The following is a 26,374-nucleotide window of genomic DNA, read 5'->3' as shown; positions in this document are numbered from 1 at the left end:
TAAATTTAATTTCGTTTTATTTCTGAACCTGCTTAGACTGCAGCAAATTCTTTGGCTTTTTCCAGGGCCTTCTTATAGTGATTGGCATGACGCTCTTCCACATTGGCGAGGGCTGCAAAGCGTTTTGCTGCTTTTGTCAACATTGCCTGGAATTGCTCGGCATGTTCTTTTGATTCTGCAATTTGTTCGTCAATCTCTGCTACTGCTGCTGCGTTGCCCTCATCTACCGCTGTTTTACGAAAGGTTGGGTACATTTCGGTGTACTCATAGGTTTCACCTTCAATCGCAATCTCCAAGGCGCGAGATGGGGTAATAGTATTGGCGGGGTAGAGCAAGTCGAGGTGACCAAAGGCATGCATGACTTCTTGATCTGCAGTTGCTTCAAAGATTTCAGCGGTTTCGATGTCTCCAGCTGCGCGAGCCAATTTCGCAAAATAACGATATTTAATATGTGCCATGGATTCACCTGCAAAGGCAGATTCTAAATTTTGGATGGTTTTGATTTCTGGGCGAGCCATTTTCATTCCTTTTGGGGTTGATTAGTAAGCGGTGTTTAAGCACCATGGAATGAATTCTGAGCCTAAAAAGGTAATCAGTCCAATAAATAATAATGATATTATTTATCCAATAAATTGATTATAGGGACATTTGTTAATTATGGCTGCTCTACCTTCATTGCGTCAGCTTCGTTATTTTGTGGCCATTGCCCAGGAGCTTAACTTCACCCGTGCTGCAGAGGTCTGCTTCGTTGGCCAATCCACTCTGAGTGCAGGTCTAAAAGAGCTTGAGGACGGTTTAGGGGTTCGCTTGGTGGAGCGGGATCGGCAAAATGTGGCGATCACTCCGATTGGTCTGGAGATTTTGGAGAGGGCAAAGACAATTTTGGCGTCGTCTCAGGATTTAGTTGACTATGCTGATGCCGCTGGCAAACCAATGGCTGGAACAATTCGGCTTGGTGTGATTCCCACTATTGCACCGTTCTTATTGCCTAATGTGTTGCCAGATATTCGTACGCGTTTTCCTAATTTGAAAATTGCCTTACGCGAGGATTTAACGGCCAATCTGTTAACTCGATTAGCTGAGCATCAATTGGATTTTATTTTGATTGCCTTGCCGTACGAGACTTCAGGCCTGCTCGTTCAAGAGTTGTTTGATGACGAGTTTTGGTTGGTTGCTAGAGAGGATGATCCCGCTCTCAAGGGAAAAGAAATTCATCTCCCGGCAAAAATGGCGGAGCGCTTATTGCTATTGGAAGAGGGGCACTGCCTTCGAGAGCACACTCTGCAGGCCTGCAAGCGCTCCGATATTCGCAAGGCGGACGGCATGGAGGCAACCAGTCTGTTGACTCTTCTGCAGATGGTGGAGTCCGGCATGGGGATTGCATTGCTACCTGAGATGGCAGTGAGAGGGGGATTATTAAATGGCACGAGCTTGGTGGCGCGACCCTTGGCGCCTCCTGCGCCTAAGCGAGTGATTGCTTTAGTGGCTCGATCTTCAACTGCTCACTTAGAAGAGTTTGGGGCGTTTTCAGATTGCATCCAAGAGCGCTTTAAGAGAAATTCGAAAACTAGCCGTGGAGCAGTCAAGAGCCTGCGTAAGGACTAAGTTAGACTCAAAGTCAGACTCAGCAAGAACTGATCTTTCTTGCTACAGTCGACGATTAAATCATTTATTAGTAAAAAAGAAAGAGTCTCATGTCCGGAAAAGAAATGATGTTTACGCCCGTTAAGCTTGGCGCGATTGAGTTAAAGAATCGCCTAGTCATGGCGCCTCTCACAAGAATGCGCGCCATTGAGGGTGACGTGCCAAATCCTTTGGCAAAAACATACTATGAGCAAAGGGCGAGTGCCGGCCTCATTATTAGCGAGGCAACACAAATCTCCCCAATCGGAAAAGGCTATCCAGCAACACCTGGAATTTATTCTGTAGAGCAAACGGCCGCATGGAAAGAGATTGTGAATGCTGTGCATGCAAAAGGTGGCAAGATGGTTGCCCAGCTGTGGCATGTAGGTCGTATTTCTCATTCATCTTTGCATCCAGAGCAGGGCGCTCCAGAGGCTCCATCGGAGATTGCGCCTGCCGGCCAAACTTATGGCGCAGATTGGAAGTTGCATGACTACGAAACTCCAAAGGCGATGACTGCTGAAGATATTGCATGTCTCTTGAAGGATTTTGAGTTGGCTGCTGCAAATGCAAAAGCCGCTGGTTTTGATGGTGTAGAAATTCACTCGGCTAATGGCTACTTATTGGATCAATTTTTACAAGATAAAACTAATCAACGTACCGACGGGTATGGGGGCTCCATTGAAAATCGGATGCGCTTATTGGGTGAGGTAATTGAATCTATTACCAAGATATTCCCAAGTGACCGTATCGGCGTGCGCTTATCTCCCTATGGCAGCTTTAACGATATGGGTGATAGCGATCCAGTTGCCTTATTTAATGCAGTGATTCAGAAGCTCAATGGCTATCAGTTATCTTATGTTCATATGATCGAGCCACGTTCTACTGCTGCTGGCGGCAATGATCAGATTGATGCGGGGGCGCCAATCACCTCTGAGATTTTCCGGGCTGCTTACCAAGGTAAATTTATTAGTGCTGGTGGCTATGATCAGGCCATGGGTGAAGCAGTTTTAGAAGCGGGCTTAGCGGATGCAGTAGCTTATGGACGTTTGTATATTGCTAATCCGGATTTGGCTGAACGCTTCAAGCAGGGTGCAGCACTGAATGCTTATGACCGCGCAAGTTTTTATGGTGGGGCAGAGGCAGGATATACAGACTATCCAACACTCTAAAAGAGTTTTGTAACAGTGCTATCTAGCAAAGGCTATTAATGTATAGGCCTCGATCGAAAGACGGGGCCTTATTTTTTGTCCTCAGGGTCCTTTAAAAGATCGTAGTGGTTCGCTACCAGCAGCATTGCAATCGATGCGCAACCCATGGCAAAGAATTGCCATTGATGCAGCATGGCAGTTCCAATAACCGTCATCAAGATGGTCCAGCCGATTGCCATCTTGGCTTTTTTGGTGAGTGCTTTCATGGGGGTAGATTCTGCTTGAGGTCTTATTTAATGGTTAGTCGAGCTTTTGCGCTGAGCTCATTAAGGGCTCCGCGCTTATCTAACTGAGAGAGTCTGAGGGCCTCTTGCTCAAAGTCAACTTGAGCCGGATGAAACTCAATGTTACCCAGGTGAATGACATAGGTCCATACCAACTCACGGCCTCTGTCTTTATATACGTCTACAACTCGTTTCATTTTTTATCACCCATGGAGTAGGTAGCGCTATTTTTCGGAGCGATGTTCTGTTTCAGGTCAATGAGATTGCGTGGGTCGATGCGAATCACGCCACCTCTTGGGCTATCAATGTCAGCGATTAAAAAGAAAGAAATCGCCACCATTGCCGGGAAAATCATAAAGAGGCCAATATTTTTTTTGAAGTTTCTGGCCCCAAATCCCACCAAAATATTGGCACCAATTGCGATGGCGGCCATTAGCCACCAAGCCGCGCTGGGGATGCGATTCCACCAGGCTGCCTGTGTGTAGCCTTGAGAGTTAATCACATCATTCATGCCAGATACTACTAGTGCGATAGTAGCGGTCGATTGGGTCCGTGCGATTGGAAGTAGTTCGGCCCACATTGCATTTTCTAGGGCAGCAGTTCTTTGCGTAATTTGCTTGGCGGTCTCTTGATCTTGCTTGGAGTAAAACAAGATGCGTTGATCAAGATAGTCGTTCAGAAGACCTTTGATGGTTTCCGCCGTTTTGCTAGGCAATAGATCCGCCCTTAAGAATTCAGTACCAATCGCATTTGCTTCGGCCTCTTCGTAGGTCTGTCTTAAGTCGTATCGAGCAATCGCCATTGAGAAGGTAAAGCCGATGATCAGGCCCAGTAGGGTCAGCGTTGCGGTCTGAATAATCCCTAAGTCCGCTGAAGTCTCAGTATCTTTCGTGCGGTACTTGCTTAAAACCCCATTGCCAAACCACACTGAGCCAGCAAGGACTACAGCGGAGATGACAAATACGAGTTCGGGGGAATTGGCTAAGTGTGGAATATTAAAAAGTTCCTGGGTACAAAATATCTTTAGTCACATTTTGAATGTCGCGGTGTCCTGTAAAGGCCATCGTGATATCCAATTCATTATGAATAATCTCAAGGCATTTAGTTACGCCAGCTTCACCCATGGCACCTAAGCCATAGAGGAAAGGGCGGCCAATCATCGTGCCACGCGCACCCAGTGCCCAGGCTTTGAGAACATCCTGTCCGGACCTAATACCACCATCCATCCAGACTTCAATATCTTTGCCAACTGCATTCACGATGCCAGGTAAGGCCTTAATGCTGGAGATTGCGCCATCCAATTGGCGGCCACCATGGTTAGAGACGATCAAAGCATCTGCACCGGAGTTGGCAGCAAAGCGAGCGTCCTCTTCATCTAGGATGCCTTTAATAATGAGCTTGCCGCCCCAGAGCTTTTTGATCCACTCCACATCATCCCAGCTGAGGCCTGGATCAAACTGTTCGGCAGTCCAGGAGGCGAGAGAGGACATATTGCCTACACCTGTGGCGTGACCAACAATATTGCGAAAGGTTCTGCGGGGAGTCATTGCCATACCCATGCACCAGCGCGGCTTGGTCATCATGTTGATCATGTTGGCAATAGTTAGCTTTGGAGGTGCAGACAAGCCATTTTTTAAATCTTTATGACGTTGACCTAAGATTTGTAAATCTAAGGTTAATACCAGCGCGGAGCACTTGGCAGCTTTTGCGCGCTCAATGAGGCGCTCAATAAAGCCGCGATCTTTCATGACATAGAGCTGAAACCAAAAAGGCTTAGTGGTGCGCTCTGCTACATCTTCAATGGAGCAAATACTCATCGTGGATAAGCAGAAGGGAACACCAAATTTTTCTGCAGCACGGGCAGCTAAAATTTCACCATCGGCATGTTGCATACCAGTCAGCCCAGTAGGTGCTAGCGCAACGGGCATAGCAACCTCTTGGCCGACCATTGTGGTCTTGGTAGTGCGATTAGTCATGTCCACGGCAACGCGTTGACGTAACTTGATCTTCTGAAAATCGGACTCGTTCGCTCGATAGGTCGATTCAGTCCAAGACCCAGAGTCTGCATAGTCATAGAACATCTTAGGGGTGCGTTTTTGATGTAAAACCCGTAAATCTTCAATATTGGTAATGATTGCCACTAAAACCCCTTTGTATGTTGCCAATGCTAGATAACTATTGCTAATTTAAGCTCTATCTTAGCAATACCGGACATTTGTTTCTACAATGCGTAGGCAAAGCCCTTCTTGGGGCTTAAAAGCCTCACTTATTAGCCTAAATATCCTTAATGCCCCACTTAGCCCTGTCAACCATCTTTTATCTATCGCTAGCCACTATCTTGTGGGCTGGCAATGCAATAGCTGGGCGTGTGTTGGTTGGGAGCATTTCCCCGGTCACCTTAAGCGCTGTTCGTTGGGGTCTAGCGGCCTTGATCTTGCTTCCTTTGGGATGGCGGGTTTTTAAGCCCAGTAGCGCCCTCTGGCAAAACAAGGGTCGCTTTCTAGTCTTGGGTCTTTTGGGGGTGGGTAGCTATAACGTCTTGCTATATCTTGCCTTGCAGACATCGACGGCAATTAATGTCACGCTGATCGGCGCGAGTATGCCCATTTGGATGCTCTTCATTGGCGCCACCTTTTATCAAGTCAGACCCACGCTTCTTCAGCTCGTGGGAGCAATTGTTTCTTTGGTGGGTGTCACTGTAGTGTTGACGCGCGGCGATCCTGCCAGCTTGCTTAGCATGCAAGTGGTGATGGGTGATTTACTCATTATGTTGGCCACTATTCTGTGGGCTTTTTACAGTTGGATGATTAGTCGTCCTGGTCAGAGTACTGAGCGGGAATGGCCATGGGCAGAGTTTTTAATGGCACAGGTCATGATTGGCTTTATGTGGACGATGTTGTTCGATGGCGTGGAGATTGCTACTGGATACGCTTTTATTGACCTCAATTACTGGACTGGGTCATTAATCCTGTTTGTGGCAATCGGACCGTCCTTGATTGCCTACCGTTGTTGGGGTTTAGGGGTCAATGGTGCTGGGCCAACCGTGGCAGCATTTTTTGCCAACCTGATTCCTCTTTTTACCGCCTTACTCTCAGCCGCTATTTTGGGAGACCCGCCCCAGCTTTTTCATGGCCTCGCTTTCGCCCTCATTGTGATCGGAATATTGGTCTCCTCTACAGCGCAGAAACGCAACTAACCCATCCAATTCTCTTTAAAAGTGTGTTTTAAGTGGCCGTGCACGTAAATAGCGTTAAATCAGTATGATTTAGTGCTAATCACACGATTTACTAGGAAATTACTATGCCAGGCTTACTCCCGAATGTTGATCCAGACGGTCTATTAGAGTTTTCGGTTGTCTATACCGACCGCTCGCTGAACCACATGTCTGAAGAATTCAAAAAAGTCATGGTGGATATTTCTAGCGTCCTCAAAGATGCTTACAACGCTAGCTCTGCGGTGATCGTTCCGGGTAGCGGTACTTTTGGCATGGAGGCAGTTGCTCGCCAATTTGCCAATAATGAAAAGTGCCTCGTCTTGCGCAATGGCTGGTTTAGTTATCGCTGGACTCAGATTTTTGATCTGGCCAATATCACTCAGGACATTACGGTTCTCAAAGGTAAGCAGTTGGAAGATTCCGCGCAAGGTGTATTTGCCCCGGCGCCGATTGAAGAAGTGGTGGCTTTCATTAAGAAAGAAAAGCCAGCAGTCGTTTTTGCTCCTCACGTAGAAACTTCAGCTGGCATTATTTTGCCGGATGACTATCTCAAAGCTGTTGGTGAAGCAGTGCGCTCAGTCAACGGTTTGTTTGTGCTCGATTGCATCGCTTCGGGTGCTATGTGGGTAGATATGAAAGCTTGCAATGTTGACGTGTTAATTACTGCGCCACAAAAAGGTTGGAGCAGTTCACCTTGCTGCGCATTAATTGCTATGAGCGATAGAGCACGCGAGCGCATTGAGTCAACTCAAAGCAGCAGTTTCTCGATGGATCTCAAGAAATGGCTCCAAATTATGGAAGCCTATGAAAAGGGTGGTCACGTGTATCACACCACCATGCCAACAGATGCACTCAAGATCTTGCGCAATGTCATGAAAGAAACTCAGACTTTAGGTTTCGCTGCCCTTAAAGAAAAGCAACAAGAATTAGGTGATAAAGTTCGCGCCTTATTGGTATCCAAAGGCTACCACTCTGTTTCAGCAAAAGGTTTTCAGTCTCCTGGCGTAGTAGTGAGTTATACCAAGGATCCTGATATTCAGTCAGGTAAGAAGTTTATTGCGCTTGGCTTGCAAACCGCTGCTGGCGTGCCTTTGCAGTGTGATGAGCGCCCAGATTTCCGTACCTTCCGCATCGGTCTGTTTGGTTTGGAGAAGCTGGCCCATGTTGATCGCACTGTGGGTCATCTTGAAGCAGCTCTAGAAAAAATTACTGAGACTGAAGCGCAGCCAGCTTAAGAAGCAGTAATTCAGGTTCCACAAAAGGCCGTCTTAGGACGGCTTTTTCATTGCCTCTAACGCTAATGGATTGGGTGTGGCTTCACCCACTTTCGTCAGTACATTGGTATCGAGATGATGAAAGGGCTCATCCTGACCTTTGATCATCATCACCGTATCTTGCTCATAAGACCAGGTGCCGTCTTCTAGGATGGTGACCATGATTCGGTACTCAATGGTTTTAAAGGCGTAGTCTAAAAATGGGCTGGAGGAAATGCCTGCCGTTGGATCATCAATTTTGGCTACACACTCAAACTGCGTTGCGCTTGCAGATGCTTTACCTGTTGCCATGGTGACCATGCCGCGCGGAATCGTCAGCGTATGCACAATCAATCCGGTAGCAGGCTCCCAAAGCCAATAACCTACTTGATCGTGATAAGTCTTCACTTGATCGGGCTTGGTGATGTGCAGGTGATACCGCAAACCATAAAACAATTGTGGCCCATTCGTTTGAGGATCTATCGGCTGCATCTCAATCCGCTCGGTATAGACCTGCTTCTTTGGACCTTCCGCTTTAGGCTTGATATCCAAGCCCCGCTGACCTTCCCAGATGCCAGCTAGGCGAGAGAGGGGGCCAAGATTTTCTAGGGTATTGACGGAGTATCCCTGAGGCTCTGTATAGATATCGCTTGGAAATGGATTCATGGAGCACCTTTGTTAAATGAAGCATTTATGACAATTTATTGAGTATTATTAAACCATCCACAAACCTTTTGGAGTCTTTGATGAATACTCGCTTTGCAAAACTGACCCTGGCCGCTCTCATTTCTGCTTCTATTGGTTTGTCTCCGCTTGCGGTAATGGCTGCTGACCCAGCCCCAGCTAGTGCGCCAGCGGCTGCTCCAGCAGCAGCGCCTGCTGCCCAGCCAGATAAGGCTGCGAAGAAGGCCGTGAAAAAGTCTAAGAAAGACAAAAAAGCAGAGAAAAAGGCCAAGAAAAAAGCCAAGAAGAAGGCGCAAGTAGCTCAAGCAGCTCAAGCACCAGCCGCTCCTCAGGAATAAATTTCAACTCATTAATTCAGGGGGTCGGATCCCTCAAGGTCTACGGACTTTGTGGAGTCCGGCCCCTTTTGCTTGTTAGGTGCATCGTTACGCACTAGTAGCCACATTGCCCCAATTACCAAACCCATTCCGCCAATCTGAATCCAGGTAATCGGTTCGGACAATACGATCCAACCCATAAATAGTGTTGAGACGGGGCCGAGTATTCCGGCTTGAGCAACTAAGGGTGAGCCAATTCGATTAATCGCAATCATGATTAATAGCATTGGGATCACGGTGCATAGACTTGCGTTGAGTAAGCTTAACCAGTAAATCTGCGGTACTTGTACAAAAACAGCAGCAGGATCGTAAATCAGAATTTGAATGACGCTCAGTAGTGCAGATGCGGAGCTGGCATAGACTACCAAGCGCACACTACCTACTCTTCGTACCATTTCGCCAGAGCCAATCATGTAGATGGCATATGAGCATGCACTTGCAAAGACGAGCAACATGCCAAGCACAGCCATCGAGCCTGTCGAACTTGCATCCTGAATAAACACCACGATTACGCCAAGATAGCCAACAATCAGGGCATACCATTGAAGACGACTGATGGATTTATTTAATACAAAATAGGAGATCAACAAAACGATAGTTGGAGTGAGGTAGAGAACAATACGCTCCAGTCCCACGGAAATATATTGAAGTCCCAGAAAGTCGAGGTAGCTAGAAAGAAAATAGCCCATAAAGCCCAGGGCAAAGATCTTCACTTGATCTCGCCATGTCAGTGGGCTCATTATTTGCTTGCGCGCTTGCCACCAATAAATTCCCCAGAAGAGGGGTAGCGCCATCAGCATCCGCAAGGCAATTAGGGTCTCTGCATTGGCGCCATAGGTAAAGGCGAGCTTGACCAGAATGGCTTTTCCGGAAAACAGCACGGAGCCCAAGCCGGCCATGAAGAGGCCGTATACGTAACGGCGGTGAAGAAGAATTCCGCTGGCTGATTGCATGCTGTTTTATAACAGCTTATTAAGCAGGCTTCTCATCTCTAAAATGACCTCAGTTGGAGTAAGTCCAATGGGGCCGATTTGTTGGGCGACAAGACTATCTGCTGCAGTGGCATGTAGTTGTACTCCGATGCAGCTAGCCTCCCAAAGATTAATGTTGTGGCGGACGCCTTGGGCGGCGATCGCAGCAATGCTGCCAGTTAAGCTATCACCCATACCGCCAACAGCCATGCCGGGGTTGCCTTGCTCACATTGCACTGCTGAATGTAGGGGCGAGGCAATGAGTGTGTGTTGGCCTTTAAGCACAACAATTGAATCAGTCAGTTTGATGAGATCGGCCAAAGCAGCCAAGCGATTTTCTTGGACAACTGCCGCAGATGTATTGAGGAGATTCGCAGCTTCGCCAGGGTGTGGAGTGAGAACACTCATTCCGGGAAATGTTTCATTACGCTGTTTTAGTAAGGCTAGATACTCGGGGGTGTCTGCAATTAAGTTAAGAGCATCCGCATCAATTACTAGTGGCACTTTTGGGTAGCGCAGTGCGGCTATCAGCCAATCGCGGGCAAGAGCAGAAAAACCTAAGCCAGGGCCAATCGCAATTAAATCTGGTGCGGTCGATTCCAGTTGTTCTTGAGCGTTAAAACTGGCCAAGCGCACCATCAACTCAGCTTGTTCTGGCATTGCATGAGCAGCCGTTGGATCGAGCATCTCCAGGATAGTCCAGCCAGCCCCTAGGTGAAGAGAGGCGCTACCTGCCAACATCAGGGCTCCTGCCATTCCAGGGGCGCCGCCAATGAGTAAGACCTTGCCAGCATTTCCTTTGTGCTCCGAGGATTCGCGCTTCAGACGAGTGATGAGCTCGAGGGCTTGCAGTTTGGCGGGGCTGGTCATGGGAATAGTATCGCTCTAAAGAGTGTCTTAACAAGGGATTTTATCGGGAGTATTCTGTGATGATGAAAATACAATTTCTTGGGGCGGCAGGTGAGGTGACGGGATCAAGGCATTCCGTAGAAGCCCCTGTTGGCGGCCGTAATATCAGATTCATGATTGACTTTGGGATGTTCCAGGGTGGGCGTGAGGCCACAGCAAAAAATCTGGAGCCCTTGCCTTTTTCGCCCAAGGAAATTGATTTTGTCGTATTGACGCATGCTCACATTGACCATAGCGGTCTATTGCCACGGCTGTGCGCCCAAGGTTTTACTGGACCCATCTATTGCACCGACGCCACATTTGAGTTGTTAAAAATCATGCTACCCGATAGCGCGCATTTACAACGCTCTGATGTTGAGCGTGCGGAGCGTAGGCAAAAAGCGGGCAAATGGCGAGGGGAGCTGCCGGTCGCACTGTACTCCATGGAAGAAGCTGAGCTTGCGCTTGGGCAGTGTGAAGTTCTTGCTTATGGAAAATGCTTAGAACTTTGCAAGGGTGTTGATCTACAGTTTGAGAATGCGGGACATATTTTAGGGTCTGCGATTGCCGTAATGGATATCACTGAAGACCACTCCAAGAAAAAGCGCTGTGTTTTCTCTGGCGACATTGGCATGAAGGGAAAGTTGTTGATGCCTGATCCCACAATGATTTCTCAGGCAGATATAGTGGTTGTAGAGTCTACTTATGGTGACCGCTTACATAAAAATTTAGCGGATACGGAGTCTGAATTAATTGAGGTGGTGACAAACACCTTGAATGCCCATGGAAATATTGTGATCCCCGCCTTTGCTGTGGGGCGTACCCAAGAAATTTTATTCCTACTCATTGATCTGGTGAAACGCAATTTATTGCCCCGTCTCAGTATTTGGGTTGACTCCCCCATGGCAACAGCAGCCACGCATTTAACTCAACGCTACTTTGCGCAACTAGACAGGGAATCTCAATCTACTTTTGAATGGTTCAAAAATAACCCCGGTGCAGTGGATCTACGATTTATTGCTGATGTAGAGGAATCTAAGGCGCTGAATAAAATTAAGGGTGGCGCCATTATTATTTCTGCCAGTGGTATGTGTGATGCAGGTCGCATCGTGCATCATCTGAAAAATAATTTGCCACGCGCACAAAATGCTATTGTGATTACTGGGTTTCAGGCCTATGGTAGCTTAGGTCGTCGTCTGGTGGACAAGGCAGCAAAAGTACGCCTTTTTGGTGAAGAGGTTCCAGTGAGGGCTTCGATCCATACAATCGGCGGACTCTCTGCCCATGCCGATCAAGTAGGTCTGTTGGATTGGCTGCGAGGTTTTAAATCACAGCCTAAATCAGTTTTTGTGGTTCATGGAGAGCCCGAGGCCTCCGCTGTCTTTGCGCAGGCTATCCGTGAAGAGCTTGAGTGGAAGAATGTCATCATTCCAGAGCGCTTGCATACCTATTCTTGCTAGGATTTACTCGGCTACTTTGGCGCCCTGAACATCGTGACGCTGCATTGAGTCTGCAACGAATCCAGAAGTTTTTAGTTCTTGAATTACGCTACTGAGATAAGCAGTTGTTTTTTCAAAATTGCTACGCGCCTTAGGGGTGCCAATTGCCTGATTGATCACCATGAATCGACCAGGAAGCATGCGTAAACCATCGTAGCGTTGTGCATCACTTTCCAGTTGCTGTTTAACGCCCGCAGCAACGTTTCCAGTTCCTGACATAAAGTCGTCTACAACTGCTTGCGAGTTTGCTGAGCGCAGTAGGCTTGCTTGTTTAATCTCACGCGTTAGATAAAGGTCATAAGCACTGCCTTTGCCAACGACAATTTCATTGCCTACTGCATCCACTTCTTCATTCTGCGTGAGCGGGGAAGAGTCCTTCACCATGTAGGCGCCCTCGATCTGTATATAGGCGGGCGTGTAACTGATGTCAGCTCCGCGAACAGGATCGATTGCAACAAACACTAAATCTACATCCCCGGATTTAACGGCCTCAACAGTTGCGCCTGCCATTTGATAGCAAGTAAATGCAATGGGTAGACTCAGACCGCTTGCAATGTGATTAGCAATATCTACTGTGATGCCTTTAGGTTCTCCGGTCTTTTTATCTAAACCGGCTAAGAGAGGGTTTCCTAAATTAATGCCAACACGCAAGATGCCAGTTGGAGCGAAAGAGTTAAGTGTGGAATAGTCTAAAGAGTTCATTGGTAAGCAGAAAAAAGTTATAAAAAAACCGCGGCGAACCGCGGCTTATTTTTCTCTAGAAGAGATTATTTCTTAGCATCGGCTGCTGGTGCAACTGGAGCTGCAGGAGCATCTTTCTTAGCTTCTTCCATGTGAGCTGCTTCAGAACCATGCTTCTCGCCGCCCATATCAATGTCGCCGTCGCCTTTGAGGAGTAAATAGGCTGTGGCACCAACTAATACTAGTACCATGATGATGATTGCGCGATTGCTCATTGCTTTTCCTTCAGTTTGGTTAATATCTCTCAATATTAACGCCTGAAGCGCTAGCGGTAAATCCGAATAAGCCCTAGATCTCAAATTTATGCAATATTCTAGGTAGTAATACTGATTCTGATGCTGTATCCCTGAGCTTGCTTGATTTGCCGAAAACACTCAAGATCGTAGATAGGCTATTTTTAAAGGTTGAGATATGAGTCCAAAACTCCCCGTAAATAATTCCCAAACTATCACTGACTTTCTGAATCTCCATAAGAATCACATGGCCGAAGATAATTCTGCGGATTCCTACAAGTTTGCCTTTGAGGATGAAGCCTTTTTAGTCCGCCGGGAAACTTTAGGTTTGCGCTTTCAATTGGAGTTATTGAAGCCAGAAATTCTGCTGCATGAGCAGGGCATTGAGCACACCATTACAGTCTTTGGTTCGACCCGATTTGTCAGCTCTGAGAAAGCTCAAGAGATGGAGCGGCTTGCAAAAACACCGCAAGCGATCGCGGAGGCTAAAAGAGCCTTGCTCCACTCCAAGTACTATGACTCTGCAAGGGAGTTTGGCGCAATCGTAGCGCGCTACAACGATACTCAAACGGAAGATCAAAACAAGCTTTACGTTGCTACTGGCGGCGGCCCCGGAATTATGGAGGCGGTGAATAGAGGCGCATTTGAGGCGGGAGACAAGTCGATTGGATTTAATATCAGCTTGCCCAGAGAGCAACATCCCAATCCCTACTTAACGCCGGGACTGAGTTTTCGCTTTCATTATTTTGCAATTCGTAAAATGCATTTCATGCTCAGGGCGAGGGCGATCGTTGCATACCCTGGTGGTTTCGGATCTTTTGATGAGCTCTTTGAAGTGCTGACTTTAATGCAGACTAAAAAGGTGGTGCGTTTTCCGATTGTCTTAGTGGGGCAGGATTTTTGGTGTGAAGTCATCAATTTCAAAAAAATGCTTGAGCATGGCGTAATCGAGCAGGCTGATATGGGCTTAATTCACTTTGTAGAAACGGCCGAAGAAGCCTGGACAGTCATTCGAGACTGGTATCAATTGACATGATCGACTTGGACATCCGATCTGTAAAATAGAGGTAAAGACCAATATGACTATTCCGCATACCGTAACACTGACTACTGAACTGGACTTACCAGCCTATTTATTTGGCATTGCCATGCTCCTGGTCGTGATGCTTGTGCACGGCGTTGTTTTGCTCCAAATTGCCAAGCGCTATGAGGTGAAATCATTTTTGTATTTATCAGAACATAAATATTCCTCAGTCGCTTTGGTGTTTTATATTAGTGTGCTGTGTTTATTTCTCACCCACATCTTTGAAATTATTCTTTGGGGCATTTCTCTGCGAGCATTTAATCTCTTGCCAGATTTAGGTCAGAGCATCTTATTTAGTGGCAGCACCTATACCGCGATGGGTTTTATGGAGGATGTCTTACCAAGTGGCTGGAAGATGCTAGCCATCATCATTGCTTTTTCAGGGATGTTTGCTTTTGCGTGGACAGCTTCCGTCATGATTTCAATGACTAAGAATTTCCGCCAAGCCTATACCCGTTTGCATATGCAAAAACTGAAACTGCCGACTGAAGTCATTGAGCGCTTTAAATAAACGATGAGTAAAGTGTGGGATGTCATCATCATCGGTGGTGGGGCGGCTGGACTCTTTTGCGCTGGCGTTGCTGGTCAGCTAGGCAAAAAAGTCTTAGCGCTTGACCACGCTGATGTCTTGTGTGAAAAAATTCGAATTAGTGGTGGCGGCAGATGTAATTTCACCAATATACATAGCAGCCCAGCAAACTTTCTCTCTCTCAATCCCCATTTTGTAAAGAGCGCCTTAGCGCGCTATCCCTCAAAAGAATTTATTAAGCTGGTTCAGTCTTATCGCATTGCTTACCACGAGAAACACCAGGGCCAATTGTTTTGCGATGATTCTGCTAAGCAGATTATTGAGATGCTGCTTGGAGAGTGCGCCAAAGGCAATGTGGATATTCGACATCCTGTCACAGTCGAGTCGATCGCCAATACAGCGGGAGAGTGGATTGTTAAAACCAATGTCGGTACCGACCGCTGCAAATCGCTGGTGATGGCAACGGGCGGCTTGCCCGTTCCTGCAATTGGTGCAACGGCTTACTCATTGGATGTCGCCAAGCAATTTGATTTGAAGGTCATAGACCCGCGTCCTGCATTGGTGCCGCTCTCATTTACTTCTGGTGAGTTTGATAATCTGATTGAATTGTCTGGCTTAAGCTTGCCGGTCCGCATTGCTGCTGGATCCAAAGGCAATCGCTACGGCGCCTGCCGTTTTAATGAGGATTTGCTATTAACCCACAAAGGTCTATCAGGGCCAGCAGTATTGCAGGCCAGTAGCTATTGGACTGAGGGTGAAGCCATTCATATTGATTGGCTTGGTGCGGTTGAAGCCAATGGTCGCTTTAGTTGTGATGAGCTTTTCAATAACGAAGAAAATCGCCTTAAGTTGACCGAAAATATTCTGAACTCAGTAATGCCTTTGCGTTTAGCAAAAGCATTTGCAGAGCAAAAGAACCTATTGGGAAAAAAATGGGCTGAGGTGTCTAAAAAAGATCGCCAAGCTCTTAAAGAGCTAATTACCAATTGGTCAGTGAAGCCAGCGGGAACCTTGGGTTGGAAAAAGGCCGAAGTGATGTTGGGTGGCGTAGATACCAAAGAGCTTGATGGCCAAACCATGATGGCTCGCAATCATCCTGGGCTGTATTTCATTGGTGAGTGTGTGGACGTCACTGGGCATCTTGGTGGCCACAACTTCCAGTGGGCTTGGGCTAGTGGATTTGCCTGCGCTCACTCTGTCTAGCTAGCTTCCTAGAGCTAATCAAGCTTCTTAGTTTGGTTGGTTTCTCATCCAGTCAGCGGTATTGAAAAAAGACTCTTCTAGCTGAGCGCCAATCTGGCCGTCAATGCCACAGTCTTCCATCGCCCGATACATGCATGCTAGCCATTGATTGCGCTCTTTAAGGCCTATCTTGAAGGGTAAGTGTCTGGCGCGTAGCATGGGGTGCCCATACTTAGGAGAGTAGACATCAGGACCTCCTAGCCATCCCGTTAAAAAGAGCTTGAGCTTATCTCTAGAGCCTGAAAGGTCTTGAGCATGCATGGCGCGCAAATCCGCAAAGGGTTCCTCCAGCGCCATTAAATCGTAGAAACGATCGACCAACTGCTCAACCTTCTCGGCGCCACCAATAATCTCGTAAGGGTTTTTTCTTTCGCTCATGCTCAAATTTTAATGCTAAAAGAGCGGGGAATTGGCAAGGCTGGGATTTGGGTATAGAGTAGAAGAGTAGGTTTTTTAATCGCTCAACACGCTCATTTAACTAAGGGAGAGATGTAATGGATAAGAAAGACATTCAAGCATGGCAGCATGAAAAGGCGAAGGAGTTATTTGCCTATTCCCATAAATTATTAGATGCCGCTAAAGATCTTAGCGAGCACCATCTTGCTGAAATTCAGTGGGGCATGAAAAATGCCATGGAGAGTGCTAAGTCAGCAGCAAAAAATGACCTCGCTAAACTCAAAGAGTTACAAGAATCAGCCACCAAAGAAGCTGCAAAACGTGCCACTGTTTATCAGAAAAAAGTGAAGTCTGTTCTGAAGGACATTGGCGATGATGCGGCCGATGGAACTGAAAAACATTTAGAAAAAGTTCGCAGCTCCTTAGTAAGCTGGCTTGAAGGTGTGGAAGACAAACTTCCAGGCCATGCTGATAAGCTATCCAAGGTAGTTCATGACATGTCCACGGCCGGTCAAAAAATGTTTAAAGAGGGTCGAAAAATTGTGAATCAAGTAGCTGATGCTGCAGAAAAAAATATTGAAGAGCATCTTAGAAAGTCTTCCGATACAAAGAAGACCAAATAAGTTACCGCCATTTAGAGCAAGCAGTGAAAGCCGCCTATGTACTAGGCGGCTTTTTTATACCCAGCCCTGAAGCCAGATTGCTGAATTCTTTAAGTCGCGCCAGGGAATAGTTCGCACAGCCTTATTAAAGACGGCTTCCAACTCTACAAACTCAATTGCGCCTTCCGGTAATTCCGGAAGAATGATCTTGCTCACTAGAAAGTGCTTCTGTTTGTGAGTCGGCTTTACTGCAGTCCATTTGCTAAGCAGAAGCTTTTTTGGATTGAGGGGGTTTTGATCTTTAGAGGGCATTGCACTGAAATTCTTTTGCGTTGCTAATGAGTTTGCCCGAGCTAGGTGTAAAGACATTGCTAGCATCTTGGGTTTGAGCTGGGCACTTCAAATCAAAATAGCTTTGAGGACCAAGACTTCCACAGTAATCGTATTGACGATCTAATAACTGCATCTGTGCTTTTTTGAGAATCATGGGAGATTTTGATCCGGCACCATCCGTACACGACCAGGTGGTATAGGTTTCTCGCTCGCAGCCTGTAATGGCCAGGAGTACTGAAATGGATAGGGAGATTAGGAGGGTTTTCACAAAACTAAGAATACCGTCCTTATGCCACCCAACTGCTCATAATGGCCTTAAAAGTGAAGAAAAACAGTGGTTTAAGGGTAGTTTTTGCGGTATTTCTCAAATCTGCCTTGGGGCTTTATTCAGCTTTAGCGCCAAAGCCCTAAGAGTTATCCCTGATGCCACCCTTGAAATCCTCTGGTTTTTATGGGGATATACTAATTCTGAGCTTAGTACTCAACCATTGATCAGAAATCTAGGAGACAAGATGTCACAACACGATACATTGTTGGCTGCTTTCGAAACTTACAAAGCAGAAAACGAAAAGTTCATTGAAAAGGGCGTTAAAGCCTCTGCAGCTCGCGCTCGTAAAGCTTTGCAAGAAATTGCTGGTGCATGCAAAGAGCGTCGCAAAGAAATCACCGCTACTAAAGAAGCGATGGAAGCTAAGAAGTAATTCTTTGCACCCCGTAATCAAGCCTGGCTCCCACAAGGAGCTGGGCTTTATTTTTTAGATGGAGACGGAAAACAAAGTCAGTTTCATGGCCTTGCTACGAATTGCCAACAGGCTTTGATACTCCGGACTATTGGCCCATGACTGTGAGCGCTCTAGATCCGGAAACTCCAGCTCCACAAATGCGCTAAAGGGTCCACACTCCAATTCATTCCAGAGAAATGTATTGAATGTGCCTCGGGCAGCAATTTTTCCTTCATATAGCGCTACCGTATCCCCAACTTGACCGCGGTATTCCTCAAAAGCCTTAGGATCATTTAGATGAATCAGGCCAATTACTTTAATAGTCATCACATCTCCCGGCAATTTACCTCGCTAGTTTATAAGCAGGCTATAGTGAGATATTAAAACTTCACTATCTCGGATGGGGCGCATATGAAGGTCGCATTTTTAGGTTTGGGCAATATGGGTTTGCCTATGGCCCTGAATTTAATTCAGGCGGGTCACCAGGTTCATGGCTTTGACTTGGTTCAGTCCCAGCTTGATGTATTTAAGGCGGCTGGAGGCATTTCTGTAGGTAGCGCATCAGAGGCTGCCATTGATGCGGATGTCATCATCAGCATGCTCCCGGCGTCTCGACATGTGGAGGCTTTATATCTGGGTGACTCTGGCATTCTGGCTACAGCCAATCCAAAGTCTTTGCTAGTGGATTGCTCAACGATTTCTCCCAAGGTCTCGCAGGCTGTGGCTGCTACGGCAAAAGCCAAGGGCTTTGCCATGATCGATGCCCCGGTTTCTGGTGGAACTGCCGGAGCACAAGCTGGAACCTTGACCTTTATGGTTGGTGGAGATTCTGTGGATGTCGACCAAGCTCGACCATTGCTAGAGAAAATGGGTAAGAATATTTTTCATGCTGGCCCTAGTGGAAGTGGGCAAACTGTGAAGGTATGCAACAACATGTTGCTAGGCATTCAAATGCTTGGGACGAGTGAGGCATTGCGTTTGGGTATGGCTAATGGCATGGACCCTAAAGTACTTTCAGACATGATGTCTAAGAGCTCCGGCCGCAACTGGGTCTTGGAGCTCTACAACCCTTGTCCTGGAGTGATGGAGAATGTGCCATCCACAAAAGGGTATGTGAGTGGCTTTGGAGTAGATCTGATGTTGAAGGATCTATCTCTAGCGACAGAGAATGCCGGAGACTTAGATGCGAGCGTTCCCTTGGGAGAGTTATCCCGCAAGCTTTATGAGGCGCATAGTAAAGCCGGTAACGGATCACTCGATTTTTCGAGTGTCTTTAATTTAAAAGTAGATTAAAGCAAGACCGTTAGATACTGATCCTGTTTGCCGGTCATTTGTCCAATGACGCAGGCATCTAAAAATTGATGTTGCTTGAAGATCTCCAGAACATTCTCAACTGCATCTGGGCTACAAGATACTAATAGCCCACCACTAGTTTGGGGATCAGTCAGCAGCGCTTGTTGTGCAGGACTAAATTGCTCTGGCAAACAAACATCTTTGCCGTAGCTTTGCCAATTTCGTTCTGATGCACCGGTAATCACACCCTGATCGGCCAGACTCTGAACGTTGGAGAGTAGGGGAACCTGATCCCATTGAATTTGTGCAGTGAGCTTTGAGCCGCGTGCAAATTCCAAAGTATGACCTGCGAGGCCAAACCCTGTAACGTCTGTCAGTGCATGTACGCCAGACAGTTTTGCAAGCTCTGGCCCTGCAGAATTTAACTTGGTGGTGTTGGCAATCATCTCTTGATAACCTGCATCACCCAATAGATCTTTTTTGAGGGCAGCAGATAAGATACCAACGCCTAGCGGCTTTCCTAAGATGAGGACATCTCCAGCTTTAGCGGCGGCGTTACTCTTCACGCGCTTAGGGTCAACAATGCCAATAGCAACCAAGCCATAAATAGGCTCGACTGAATCAATCGTGTGACCACCGGCAATCGGAATGCCGGCGGATCTACAAGCTTCTGCACCACCTTCAAGAATGCGTGCAATCGTTGCATTGGAAAGTACTTTGATAGGCATACCAACAAGTGCTAAAGCAAATAGTGGAGTGCCACCCATGGCGTAAATATCGCTGATGGCATTCGTGGCCGCAATCATTCCAAAATCAAATGGATCATCAACGATGGGCATGAAAAAATCAGTTGTTGCAACAATCGCCTGAGACTCATTAATTTGATACACAGCAGCATCATCTGAAGTTTCAATGCCGATCAAGAGCTCTTTTGGAAAAGGTAATTGCGGAACGCTTTTCAGGATCTCTGAAAGTACGCCTGGGGCAATCTTGCAGCCACAGCCTCCACCGTGCGAGAGGGAGGTAAGGCGGGGTTCTTGAATGCTTATATCGGTCATAAAAGTGCTTAAGTAAGATTATCCAAACATATCGTCATACATTAACCCAGCCCACTTGAAGTTCTCAGCAACAAATTCAGGGGTCCGATTATTAAAGTCAATTTGAGTCTGCTCAATGATGCCTTGAGGGTTAATCTTATAGTCAAACTGGACATTAATAGCTTCTTTAGGGCTTCCGTTAACCATCATGTAGCAAAGATTGTCAGGCAGACTAACTTTTGGATCTCTGCCTGCTAAACGCTCGCTAATGTAGGCCGCAACAATCTTTCCGTGACGATTGGCGATATGGCCACTCTTTGGGTAAAAGAGAAATTGTGGGGAAACAATACCTACGGCATCTCCAATGACATAAACGCGATCATCTTTTTTCAAGGTCAGCATTTTGTTATCAACATCAGCCCAGCCAGATGGCTTGCCAACCGCATTAGTTCCAATTCCATCGGCTTTCCAAACCAAGTCACCAGCTTGGTGAGGTGCCATCAATATCGCATGGTCAAACTTCATATCTCCAGCGGCGGTTTGTATGCGCTTATTAAAGGGATCAACCTTTTGAATATGGGCATTAGGCACATACTCGATGTAGTCTTTATAAAGCTCCCTAAAGGCCTGCTTAAAGCCTGGTCCGATAGGGCGAACATCATCCTTGTGATCCAAGATAGTCACTTTTGCTTTGATCTTATTGGTTTTGAAATACCAGGCGATCATGCAGGCTCTCTCATAAGGAGATGGCGGACAACGTTGCGGTGGAGGAGGAAGAGTCATGACCCAGTCGCCACCCTTGAAGCTATGAAGGGCGCGCTTTAAGTTGAAGTGTTCGCTGTTGGGAATGTAGGCTGCCGGAAAGCGTGCTTTAGTTGCGCTAGCTGCTTCGCGGTCGTCACCAAACCACGCTTCATAGTTGTAGCGAATGCCGGGTGCAATGACAAGGTAGTCATATTCGATAGACCCTTGGCTGGTAATAACATTTCTAGAGTCGCGATCTACGTTCAGAATTTCGCATTGAATGAACTGGTATCCATATTTCTGTGATACCTGTAAATAATCCTGGATTAAGAAATTGGTGTCGACCATATCCACTAGCCATTTATTGCTAATAGGACATGAAAAGAAAACGGGATTTCGCTCTAGCAGGACTACTTCAGCTTGAGGCGACATTTTCCGTAAATACTTAGCGGCAACAGTGCCACCCCAACCACCACCAGCCACCACAATGCGTGGCGCTTTGCCTTTTGGCATTAATACTTTTTGAGGATTCCCAATAAAGAAAGGTGTAGCAATTTTGGATGCCTGGTCTGGTTGTGCGCTTGAGCATCCCGTGAGATAAGCGCTTGCACCCAGCAGAGCAGAAGTGCTAATAAATTTACGACGATTAATTTTCATATAGATAGCCTGAAGTGTTTATTCGCCTAATGCATTTTAAAAATAGAGTTATCTTCCAAAACTACGTTTGGGAGGGCTGCTACGCTTAGCGGCAGGCTTGCCACCGCCACTACTGCCGCCACCCGCTGGGCGAGGCTTTCTGGATTGCTGATGTTGTTGGCTTCTCAGTTGGATTGGTTGCGCTACTGCATTGGGATCTGGCTCAAATCCAGCAATCACTTCTTGGGGCAGTTTTTGCTTGATGAGTTTTTCAATATCCCTGAGCATTTGATGTTCATCAACGCAGACTAAAGATACTGCGACCCCGTTTGAACCTGCTCTACCAGTACGACCAATACGATGCACGTAGTCTTCAGATACGTTGGGTAAGTCATAGTTCACGACATGGGGGAGTTGATCAATATCGATGCCGCGCGCTGCAATATCAGTAGCAACTAAGACAGTAATTTTTCCATCTTTAAAGTCTGCCAGTGCTTTAGTGCGAGCACTCTGGCTCTTATTGCCATGAATGGCCATAGCGGTAATGCCATCTTTCTCCAACTGCGTTACCAATTTATTGGCGCCATGTTTGGTGCGAGTAAACACCAGTACTTGCTGCCACTGATTGGATTTAATTAGATGTGCTAATAAAGGATGTTTCTGAGTTCTGTCTACAGGGTGGATCAACTGAGCAATTGCTTCATTAGCGCTATTGCTGCGAGCCACTTCAATTAGCGCTGGAGAGTTCAGCAAGCTATCAGCCAAAGCCTTGATCTCTGTTGAGAAGGTGGCTGAAAATAGTAAGTTCTGACGCTGCTTTGGTAAGGCTGCCAAAATCTTTTTGATGTCACGCAAGAAGCCCATATCCAACATGCGATCAGCTTCATCAAGCACGAGGATTTCAATATTGGCGAGGGAGACGCAATTTTGCGACATGAGATCAAGTAAGCGACCAGGTGTTGCCACCAAGATATCGAGTCCTGCAGCAATCGCTTTGATTTGCGGGTTAGCGCCGACACCGCCAAAAATCACAGTGGATTTGAGGCCAGTATATTTTCCGTAAGTGACAACGGATTCTTGAACTTGAGCAGCCAATTCACGGGTGGGAGTCAAAATCAACACACGCAGCTGGCGCTTTCCGCCAGCCTTGGCTGTACTTGTTAAACGCTGCAGAATCGGTAGAGTAAAGCCAGCAGTTTTGCCGGTACCGGTTTGAGCTGCAGCAAGTAAATCACCACCCTTTAATACTGCGGGGATAGATTTTGCTTGGATGGGGGTGGGGCTGGTATAGCCTTCCTCGCTAATAGCGCGAAGAATGGGTTCTGATAAACCAAGATCTGTAAATAACATAGGGACCAAATAAATATTGGCCCGTATTCAATTAAACGACTATCCCGGCCAATGGGGTGAGCTGCCACACTTGAGGTGTTTGCAGAAAGAGTCCCTATTTTAAGCTATTGGCTCTCAGTAAATAGCCAATCAGGCAGGCCCTTGGGTTTGAGGGTGGTGGTATCAACACAAACAATGTGAAGTAGGGCGCTGGCAATAAGCTCTGGCTCAACACCTTCGACTATGCGTTTAGCAGTTTGCTTCACTGCAATTTGGGTGCGACCACGATATTCAATGATCTGGTCGATGCTCAATAGGTCATCTAGGCGACCCGGCCTATGAAAGTTCATGGTGATTTCGCGAACCGGCAGCAAAATCCCAAACTCATTAATTAGTTTGCTAGGACTTAATCCCCTTTGCTGAAGCCACTCTGAACGGCTTCGCTCAAAGATCTCCAAATAGCGGGCGTGATATACGAATCCAGCCGCATCGGTATCCGAGTAGCAAACGCGAATGAGGAATGGTGGATTGGCTGTTTGGGTCATGATGGTGGATTGAGTGTCTATTAGATGGATAAGATCATATCGCGATGTGCCATTCCTGCTTCGTCATAAATATCGCCGTGGGCGATAAACCCAGATTGCTCGTAAAACGGCATGGCTGATAGCTGGGCGTGTAATTCAAATTGAGTGATACCTTGGGATTTGCCAAGCTCAAGCAAAGCGCCAAGTAGTTGCCTGCCAACACCGCATCTTCGATGGGCTGGCAATACTGCCATACGCCCAAGCCTTGCCCGATTCCCGGTTAGCGTGACTAGGCGAGCCGTGCCAACACAGTGCGAGTCGATGTAGGCAAGGGCATGGTGAGCGATGGGATCGAATTCATCGAGCTCCATTGCCTCTGGAACCCCTTGCTCTTCGATAAAAACACGCTTTCGGATGGGGTAGGCCTCTTTTTGGGCATCTTGCCAGGGTTTAATCAATATCATCATATTCATCGATAGAAGGGGTGGGCTCAGCATATACAGCCTCCAATGTAACAAATGGCGTCTTTTTGGGGTTTAGATATTAGCTCTACGGGTTATAAGTAAGCCGCTTCATGGTTAAAATGAATTGGTAGTGCTGGCAGTTCGGTACCCCCTTACAAACCTTTATCTAGGAGTTATTTTGAAGAAATCTTTATTGGCTACATTAGTTGCCTCACTCGGTTTAGTTGTTGCAGGTTCAGTATTCGCTCAAGCACCAGCAAAAATGTTGCCTTTGGCAGCCGAAGCAGTTGTATTGACTGCTACTGTTGATTCAGTGGACGTAAAGAAGCGCATTGTTGTGTTGAAAGATGCGAATGGTAATTTGGCTCAAATGAATGTATCCAAGCAAGTAAATGATTTGGATAAAGTAAAGAAGGGTGACGTGTTTGTTGTTGAGCATGCTCAAGCGATTGCGGTTGGTTTAGTTTCTGCACCTAAAGATGCAAAACCAGGTGTTTCAGGTGTTCGCTCTGTTGTGATCTCTGGTAAAGGTTCTGCTAAGCCTTTTGAAGAAACTACCGACACTGTTTATGCAACCGTGAAGATCAGCACGATCGATGCAAAGACTCGTGTTGTGACATTTACTTTGCCATCAGGCGAGAAGCAAAAAGTTAAAGTGGATCAAAGCGTTTTAGGTCTTGAGAAATTCAAGGCTGGCGATGACGTCATGGTTGAATTCGTTGACGACACAGCAATTGGTTTCGTAACACCTAAGAAGTAAGTATTAAATACTCAATTCAGTATGACTCAGTACTGAAACAATAAAAAAGGCCCGCAATTGAACTGACCCACAAAAGTTGGACACTAAATCCAACTCAAGGGGGTCAGTCTCATGTCCAAATACAGCAAAGAGTTCAAGCTAGTAGTTATTCAGCATTATTTATCTGGCAACGGTGGTTTTAAAACTGTTGCAGATCAGTATGGCGTTAAATACGCCTATGTTCGCAAATGGGTTCATGCCTTTAAGGCCCATGGTCAAAAGAGTTTTGTGAAGGGTCATGCCAAGTACTCAGGCACCTTCAAGCTCTCCGTCTTGCAGCATATGGAGCAACACCAACTCTCGATCAATCAAGCGGCATCCCACTTTAATATCCCAGCACCCAGCACAATCAGTCGCTGGCGACGCCTCTACAATGAAGGTGGTATTACAGCCCTAGAACCCAAACCCAAGGGACGGCCATCCATGTCAAAATCCTTTAAATCGTTTGTCCCCACCAACAAGCCCGTAACCCAGATGACTCCCGAGGAGCTCATGCAAGAGCTTGAGTACCGTCGGGTGGAGACTGATTACCTAAAAAAGCTCGAGGCCTTAGCCCAGCAAAAGTACTTGGCAAGCAAGAACAAGTCCAAGTAATCACTGAGTTAAGGCGGCAATACCCTTTACAGCTCATCTTAGCTGTGGCCAAGATGGCCAGAAGTGTTTACTACTACCATGCGCAGCTTGCTCAGCAGGCCGAGCCCCATCTTGCAGTTAAGGCGCAGATCCAAGCAATCTACCATCACCACAAAGGCCGCTATGGCTATCGACGAATCCATTTAGAGCTGAGCAATCAACAGTACTACCTCAATCCCAAGACTGTACAAAAGCTGATGGGCCAACTAGGACTGAAGTCCCTTGTTAGACCAAAGCGCTATCAGTCATATAAGGGTGCCATCGGTAAAGCTACCCCCAACCTATTAGAGCGCAACTTTGTAGCCAAGGCACCCAATCAGAAGTGGGTCACCGATGTCACCGAGTTCAATATCAAGGGCGAGCGAGTTTACTTATCTCCCATCCTAGACCTTTATAACCAAGAGATCATCTCTTATACGATCACAGATCGTCCACAGATCAGCATGGTGAGCGCCATGCTGACTAAAGCCTTTAAGAAACTCAAGCAGACCGACAGGCCCATGCTGCACTCCGATCAAGGCTGGCAATACCAAATGGGGCTTTATCAACAGGCCCTACACAAGCAAGGTGTTACTCAAAGCATGTCTAGAAAAGGGAATTGCTTGGATAACGCGGTTATGGAAAACTGGTTTGGGATTATGAAGACCGAGTTCTTCTACCGAGAGAAGTTTGAGACGATCGAATCATTTAAGAAGGGATTGCATGAATATATCCACTACTACAACCATGATCGAATCAAACAAAAACTAAAGGGATTGAGCCCAGTGCAATACCGAACTCAATCCCTCGTGCTAACCTAATCAAACTGTCCAACTTTTGTGGGTCAGTTCAAATGCGGGCCTTTTGCATGGTAGGTAAAGATTAAGCGTCTTTGGCAATCATAACGTCAGAAGCTTTCACTACGGCCCAAGCTTGGTCGCCTACTTTGAGTTGAAGTTCATCCACCGCTTCATTGGTGATGGATGCGGTGACGATATGACCGCCACCAATATCTAATTTCACATGGGAAGTAGTTTGACCCATTTTGAGTTCAACAACTTTGCCGCTAAGGGTATTGCGGGCGCTGAGTTTGACTTTAAGTTCCATGAT

General features: G+C 46.7%; 34 protein-coding genes. 14 read left to right on the top strand and 20 right to left on the bottom strand.

Annotated elements, in window-relative coordinates; translation table 11 throughout:
* Window positions 1-32 precede the first annotated feature (32 nt).
* Entirely contained in the window at window positions 33-518 is a 486-nt protein-coding gene (locus ICN12_RS04110; RefSeq protein WP_216270788.1) for a rubrerythrin family protein, read from the bottom strand.
* A gap of 139 nt (window positions 519-657) precedes the next feature.
* Between ICN12_RS04110 and ICN12_RS04105 the strand changes: the two genes are divergently transcribed.
* Entirely contained in the window at window positions 658-1,605 is a 948-nt protein-coding gene (locus ICN12_RS04105) for a hydrogen peroxide-inducible genes activator (protein WP_216270786.1), read from the top strand.
* A gap of 89 nt (window positions 1,606-1,694) precedes the next feature.
* Entirely contained in the window at window positions 1,695-2,795 is a 1,101-nt protein-coding gene (locus tag ICN12_RS04100; RefSeq protein WP_216270783.1) for an alkene reductase, read from the top strand.
* Window positions 2,796-2,863: 68 nt separating this feature from the next.
* On the opposite strand, the gene ICN12_RS04095 is transcribed toward ICN12_RS04100, so the two are convergent.
* From ICN12_RS04095 to ICN12_RS04080, 4 genes are all read right to left on the bottom strand, one after another.
* Window positions 2,864-3,040, bottom strand: a complete 177-nt coding sequence (locus tag ICN12_RS04095; RefSeq protein ID WP_216270781.1) for a hypothetical protein — start codon at window positions 3,038-3,040, stop codon at window positions 2,864-2,866.
* Between the two features lie 23 nt (window positions 3,041-3,063).
* Window positions 3,064-3,255 carry a hypothetical protein gene (locus ICN12_RS04090; protein ID WP_216270779.1) on the bottom strand — a complete coding sequence of 64 codons (192 nt, stop codon included), beginning with the start codon at window positions 3,253-3,255 and terminating at the stop codon, window positions 3,064-3,066.
* Entirely contained in the window at window positions 3,252-3,986 is a 735-nt protein-coding gene (locus tag ICN12_RS04085) for a bestrophin-like domain (protein WP_370624932.1), read from the bottom strand. Before ICN12_RS04085 ends, ICN12_RS04090 begins: the two co-directional genes overlap by 4 nt.
* A 67-nt stretch (window positions 3,987-4,053) precedes the next feature.
* On the bottom strand, window positions 4,054-5,199 hold the full coding sequence (locus ICN12_RS04080; RefSeq protein ID WP_216270777.1) for an alpha-hydroxy acid oxidase: 1,146 nt from the start codon (window positions 5,197-5,199) through the stop codon (window positions 4,054-4,056).
* A 146-nt stretch (window positions 5,200-5,345) separates the two neighbouring features.
* Here ICN12_RS04080 and ICN12_RS04075 point away from each other — a divergent pair, with 146 nt between their 5' ends.
* The gene (locus tag ICN12_RS04075; protein ID WP_216270775.1) at window positions 5,346-6,254 is read left to right on the top strand and encodes a DMT family transporter; all 909 of its coding nucleotides are present in this window, start codon (window positions 5,346-5,348) and stop codon (window positions 6,252-6,254) included.
* A 104-nt stretch (window positions 6,255-6,358) separates the two neighbouring features.
* Window positions 6,359-7,507, top strand: a complete 1,149-nt coding sequence (locus ICN12_RS04070; RefSeq protein ID WP_216270772.1) for an aminotransferase class V-fold PLP-dependent enzyme — start codon at window positions 6,359-6,361, stop codon at window positions 7,505-7,507.
* Between the two features lie 33 nt (window positions 7,508-7,540).
* Here the strand turns inward: ICN12_RS04070 and ICN12_RS04065 are convergent, their stop codons facing one another.
* On the bottom strand, window positions 7,541-8,191 hold the full coding sequence (locus tag ICN12_RS04065) for an FABP family protein (protein ID WP_216270770.1): 651 nt from the start codon (window positions 8,189-8,191) through the stop codon (window positions 7,541-7,543).
* Window positions 8,192-8,271: 80 nt separating this feature from the next.
* Here ICN12_RS04065 and ICN12_RS04060 point away from each other — a divergent pair, with 80 nt between their 5' ends.
* Window positions 8,272-8,547, top strand: a complete 276-nt coding sequence (locus ICN12_RS04060) for a protein tyrosine phosphatase (RefSeq protein ID WP_216270769.1) — start codon at window positions 8,272-8,274, stop codon at window positions 8,545-8,547.
* 11 nt (window positions 8,548-8,558) lie between these two features.
* On the opposite strand, the gene ICN12_RS04055 is transcribed toward ICN12_RS04060, so the two are convergent.
* Both ICN12_RS04055 and ICN12_RS04050 read right to left on the bottom strand, forming a co-directional pair.
* The gene (locus ICN12_RS04055; RefSeq protein ID WP_216270767.1) at window positions 8,559-9,539 is read right to left on the bottom strand and encodes a DMT family transporter; all 981 of its coding nucleotides are present in this window, start codon (window positions 9,537-9,539) and stop codon (window positions 8,559-8,561) included.
* A gap of 6 nt (window positions 9,540-9,545) precedes the next feature.
* The gene (locus ICN12_RS04050; RefSeq protein ID WP_216270765.1) at window positions 9,546-10,427 is read right to left on the bottom strand and encodes an NAD(P)H-hydrate dehydratase; all 882 of its coding nucleotides are present in this window, start codon (window positions 10,425-10,427) and stop codon (window positions 9,546-9,548) included.
* A gap of 62 nt (window positions 10,428-10,489) precedes the next feature.
* Here ICN12_RS04050 and ICN12_RS04045 point away from each other — a divergent pair, with 62 nt between their 5' ends.
* On the top strand, window positions 10,490-11,905 hold the full coding sequence (locus ICN12_RS04045) for an MBL fold metallo-hydrolase RNA specificity domain-containing protein (protein ID WP_216270891.1): 1,416 nt from the start codon (window positions 10,490-10,492) through the stop codon (window positions 11,903-11,905).
* A 3-nt stretch (window positions 11,906-11,908) separates the two neighbouring features.
* On the opposite strand, the gene ICN12_RS04040 is transcribed toward ICN12_RS04045, so the two are convergent.
* Both ICN12_RS04040 and ICN12_RS04035 read right to left on the bottom strand, forming a co-directional pair.
* A complete protein-coding gene (locus tag ICN12_RS04040; RefSeq protein ID WP_216270763.1) occupies window positions 11,909-12,646 on the bottom strand; it encodes an ABC transporter substrate-binding protein in 738 nt (245 codons plus the stop codon).
* A 65-nt stretch (window positions 12,647-12,711) separates the two neighbouring features.
* Window positions 12,712-12,900, bottom strand: a complete 189-nt coding sequence (locus ICN12_RS04035) for a hypothetical protein (protein ID WP_216270762.1) — start codon at window positions 12,898-12,900, stop codon at window positions 12,712-12,714.
* 196 nt (window positions 12,901-13,096) lie between these two features.
* Here ICN12_RS04035 and ICN12_RS04030 point away from each other — a divergent pair, with 196 nt between their 5' ends.
* The 3 genes from ICN12_RS04030 to ICN12_RS04020 are packed head-to-tail and all read left to right on the top strand — an operon-like array spanning window position 13,097 to window position 15,734.
* Window positions 13,097-13,954: an LOG family protein gene (locus ICN12_RS04030; RefSeq protein WP_216270759.1), complete on the top strand. Its 858-nt coding sequence runs from the start codon at window positions 13,097-13,099 to the stop codon at window positions 13,952-13,954.
* 43 nt (window positions 13,955-13,997) lie between these two features.
* On the top strand, window positions 13,998-14,513 hold the full coding sequence (locus ICN12_RS04025) for a hypothetical protein (RefSeq protein ID WP_216270757.1): 516 nt from the start codon (window positions 13,998-14,000) through the stop codon (window positions 14,511-14,513).
* Window positions 14,514-14,516: 3 nt separating this feature from the next.
* The gene (locus ICN12_RS04020) at window positions 14,517-15,734 is read left to right on the top strand and encodes a BaiN/RdsA family NAD(P)/FAD-dependent oxidoreductase (protein WP_216270755.1); all 1,218 of its coding nucleotides are present in this window, start codon (window positions 14,517-14,519) and stop codon (window positions 15,732-15,734) included.
* Window positions 15,735-15,761: 27 nt separating this feature from the next.
* Here the strand turns inward: ICN12_RS04020 and ICN12_RS04015 are convergent, their stop codons facing one another.
* Entirely contained in the window at window positions 15,762-16,151 is a 390-nt protein-coding gene (locus ICN12_RS04015) for a group II truncated hemoglobin (RefSeq protein ID WP_216270753.1), read from the bottom strand.
* 116 nt (window positions 16,152-16,267) lie between these two features.
* Here ICN12_RS04015 and ICN12_RS04010 point away from each other — a divergent pair, with 116 nt between their 5' ends.
* Window positions 16,268-16,792 (top strand): hypothetical protein, encoded by a 525-nt coding sequence (locus ICN12_RS04010; RefSeq protein ID WP_216270751.1) that lies wholly within the window; start codon window positions 16,268-16,270, stop codon window positions 16,790-16,792.
* Window positions 16,793-16,846: 54 nt separating this feature from the next.
* Here ICN12_RS04010 and ICN12_RS04005 read toward each other — a convergent pair whose 3' ends face one another.
* On the bottom strand, window positions 16,847-17,083 hold the full coding sequence (locus ICN12_RS04005; RefSeq protein WP_216270749.1) for a TIGR02450 family Trp-rich protein: 237 nt from the start codon (window positions 17,081-17,083) through the stop codon (window positions 16,847-16,849).
* Window positions 17,073-17,258, bottom strand: coding sequence for a hypothetical protein (locus ICN12_RS04000; protein ID WP_216270747.1), 186 nt, complete (start codon window positions 17,256-17,258; stop codon window positions 17,073-17,075). Before ICN12_RS04000 ends, ICN12_RS04005 begins: the two co-directional genes overlap by 11 nt.
* A gap of 358 nt (window positions 17,259-17,616) precedes the next feature.
* Here ICN12_RS04000 and ICN12_RS03995 point away from each other — a divergent pair, with 358 nt between their 5' ends.
* Window positions 17,617-17,805, top strand: coding sequence for an Hc1-related histone H1-like protein (locus ICN12_RS03995; protein WP_015421310.1), 189 nt, complete (start codon window positions 17,617-17,619; stop codon window positions 17,803-17,805).
* 54 nt (window positions 17,806-17,859) lie between these two features.
* Here ICN12_RS03995 and ICN12_RS03990 read toward each other — a convergent pair whose 3' ends face one another.
* The gene (locus ICN12_RS03990) at window positions 17,860-18,153 is read right to left on the bottom strand and encodes a DUF1330 domain-containing protein (protein WP_216270745.1); all 294 of its coding nucleotides are present in this window, start codon (window positions 18,151-18,153) and stop codon (window positions 17,860-17,862) included.
* An 84-nt stretch (window positions 18,154-18,237) separates the two neighbouring features.
* Between ICN12_RS03990 and mmsB the strand changes: the two genes are divergently transcribed.
* Window positions 18,238-19,119: a 3-hydroxyisobutyrate dehydrogenase gene (mmsB, locus tag ICN12_RS03985; RefSeq protein WP_216270743.1), complete on the top strand. Its 882-nt coding sequence runs from the start codon at window positions 18,238-18,240 to the stop codon at window positions 19,117-19,119.
* Here mmsB and selD read toward each other — a convergent pair.
* The 5 genes from selD to ICN12_RS03960 form a co-directional block, all read right to left on the bottom strand.
* Window positions 19,116-20,177 (bottom strand): selenide, water dikinase SelD, encoded by a 1,062-nt coding sequence (gene selD / locus ICN12_RS03980; RefSeq protein ID WP_216270741.1) that lies wholly within the window; start codon window positions 20,175-20,177, stop codon window positions 19,116-19,118. The two genes, mmsB and selD, sit on opposite strands and share 4 nt — an antisense overlap.
* A gap of 18 nt (window positions 20,178-20,195) precedes the next feature.
* Complete coding sequence (locus ICN12_RS03975; protein WP_216270739.1) at window positions 20,196-21,557, bottom strand: FAD-dependent oxidoreductase; 1,362 nt, start codon at window positions 21,555-21,557, stop codon at window positions 20,196-20,198.
* 48 nt (window positions 21,558-21,605) lie between these two features.
* On the bottom strand, window positions 21,606-22,886 hold the full coding sequence (locus tag ICN12_RS03970) for a DEAD/DEAH box helicase (RefSeq protein WP_216270737.1): 1,281 nt from the start codon (window positions 22,884-22,886) through the stop codon (window positions 21,606-21,608).
* Window positions 22,887-22,990: 104 nt separating this feature from the next.
* Window positions 22,991-23,410: a YbgC/FadM family acyl-CoA thioesterase gene (locus ICN12_RS03965; protein ID WP_216270735.1), complete on the bottom strand. Its 420-nt coding sequence runs from the start codon at window positions 23,408-23,410 to the stop codon at window positions 22,991-22,993.
* Between the two features lie 20 nt (window positions 23,411-23,430).
* A complete protein-coding gene (locus tag ICN12_RS03960) occupies window positions 23,431-23,886 on the bottom strand; it encodes a GNAT family N-acetyltransferase (protein ID WP_255537686.1) in 456 nt (151 codons plus the stop codon).
* 145 nt (window positions 23,887-24,031) lie between these two features.
* On the opposite strand from ICN12_RS03960, the gene ICN12_RS03955 reads away from it, so the two are divergent.
* Both ICN12_RS03955 and ICN12_RS03950 read left to right on the top strand, forming a co-directional pair.
* Window positions 24,032-24,613, top strand: a complete 582-nt coding sequence (locus ICN12_RS03955) for a hypothetical protein (protein WP_255537685.1) — start codon at window positions 24,032-24,034, stop codon at window positions 24,611-24,613.
* Window positions 24,614-24,724: 111 nt separating this feature from the next.
* Window positions 24,725-26,085, top strand: a protein-coding gene (locus ICN12_RS03950; protein ID WP_216270734.1) for an IS3 family transposase whose coding sequence is annotated in 2 segments (ribosomal slippage) — window positions 24,725-25,184 and window positions 25,184-26,085 — 1,362 coding nt in all. Because the reading frame shifts where the segments join, the coding sequence is not laid out codon by codon here.
* Window positions 26,086-26,146: 61 nt separating this feature from the next.
* Here the strand turns inward: ICN12_RS03950 and ICN12_RS03945 are convergent.
* Window positions 26,147-26,371, bottom strand: coding sequence for a TOBE domain-containing protein (locus ICN12_RS03945; protein WP_216270733.1), 225 nt, complete (start codon window positions 26,369-26,371; stop codon window positions 26,147-26,149).
* Window positions 26,372-26,374 lie beyond the last annotated feature (3 nt).

The sequence above is a fragment of the Polynucleobacter sp. AM-25C3 genome (assembly GCF_018882335.1).
GTDB lineage: Bacteria > Pseudomonadota > Gammaproteobacteria > Burkholderiales > Burkholderiaceae > Polynucleobacter.
Note: the sequence above shows the minus strand (reverse complement) of the source record. Positions and strands in the feature narration are given on the sequence as shown.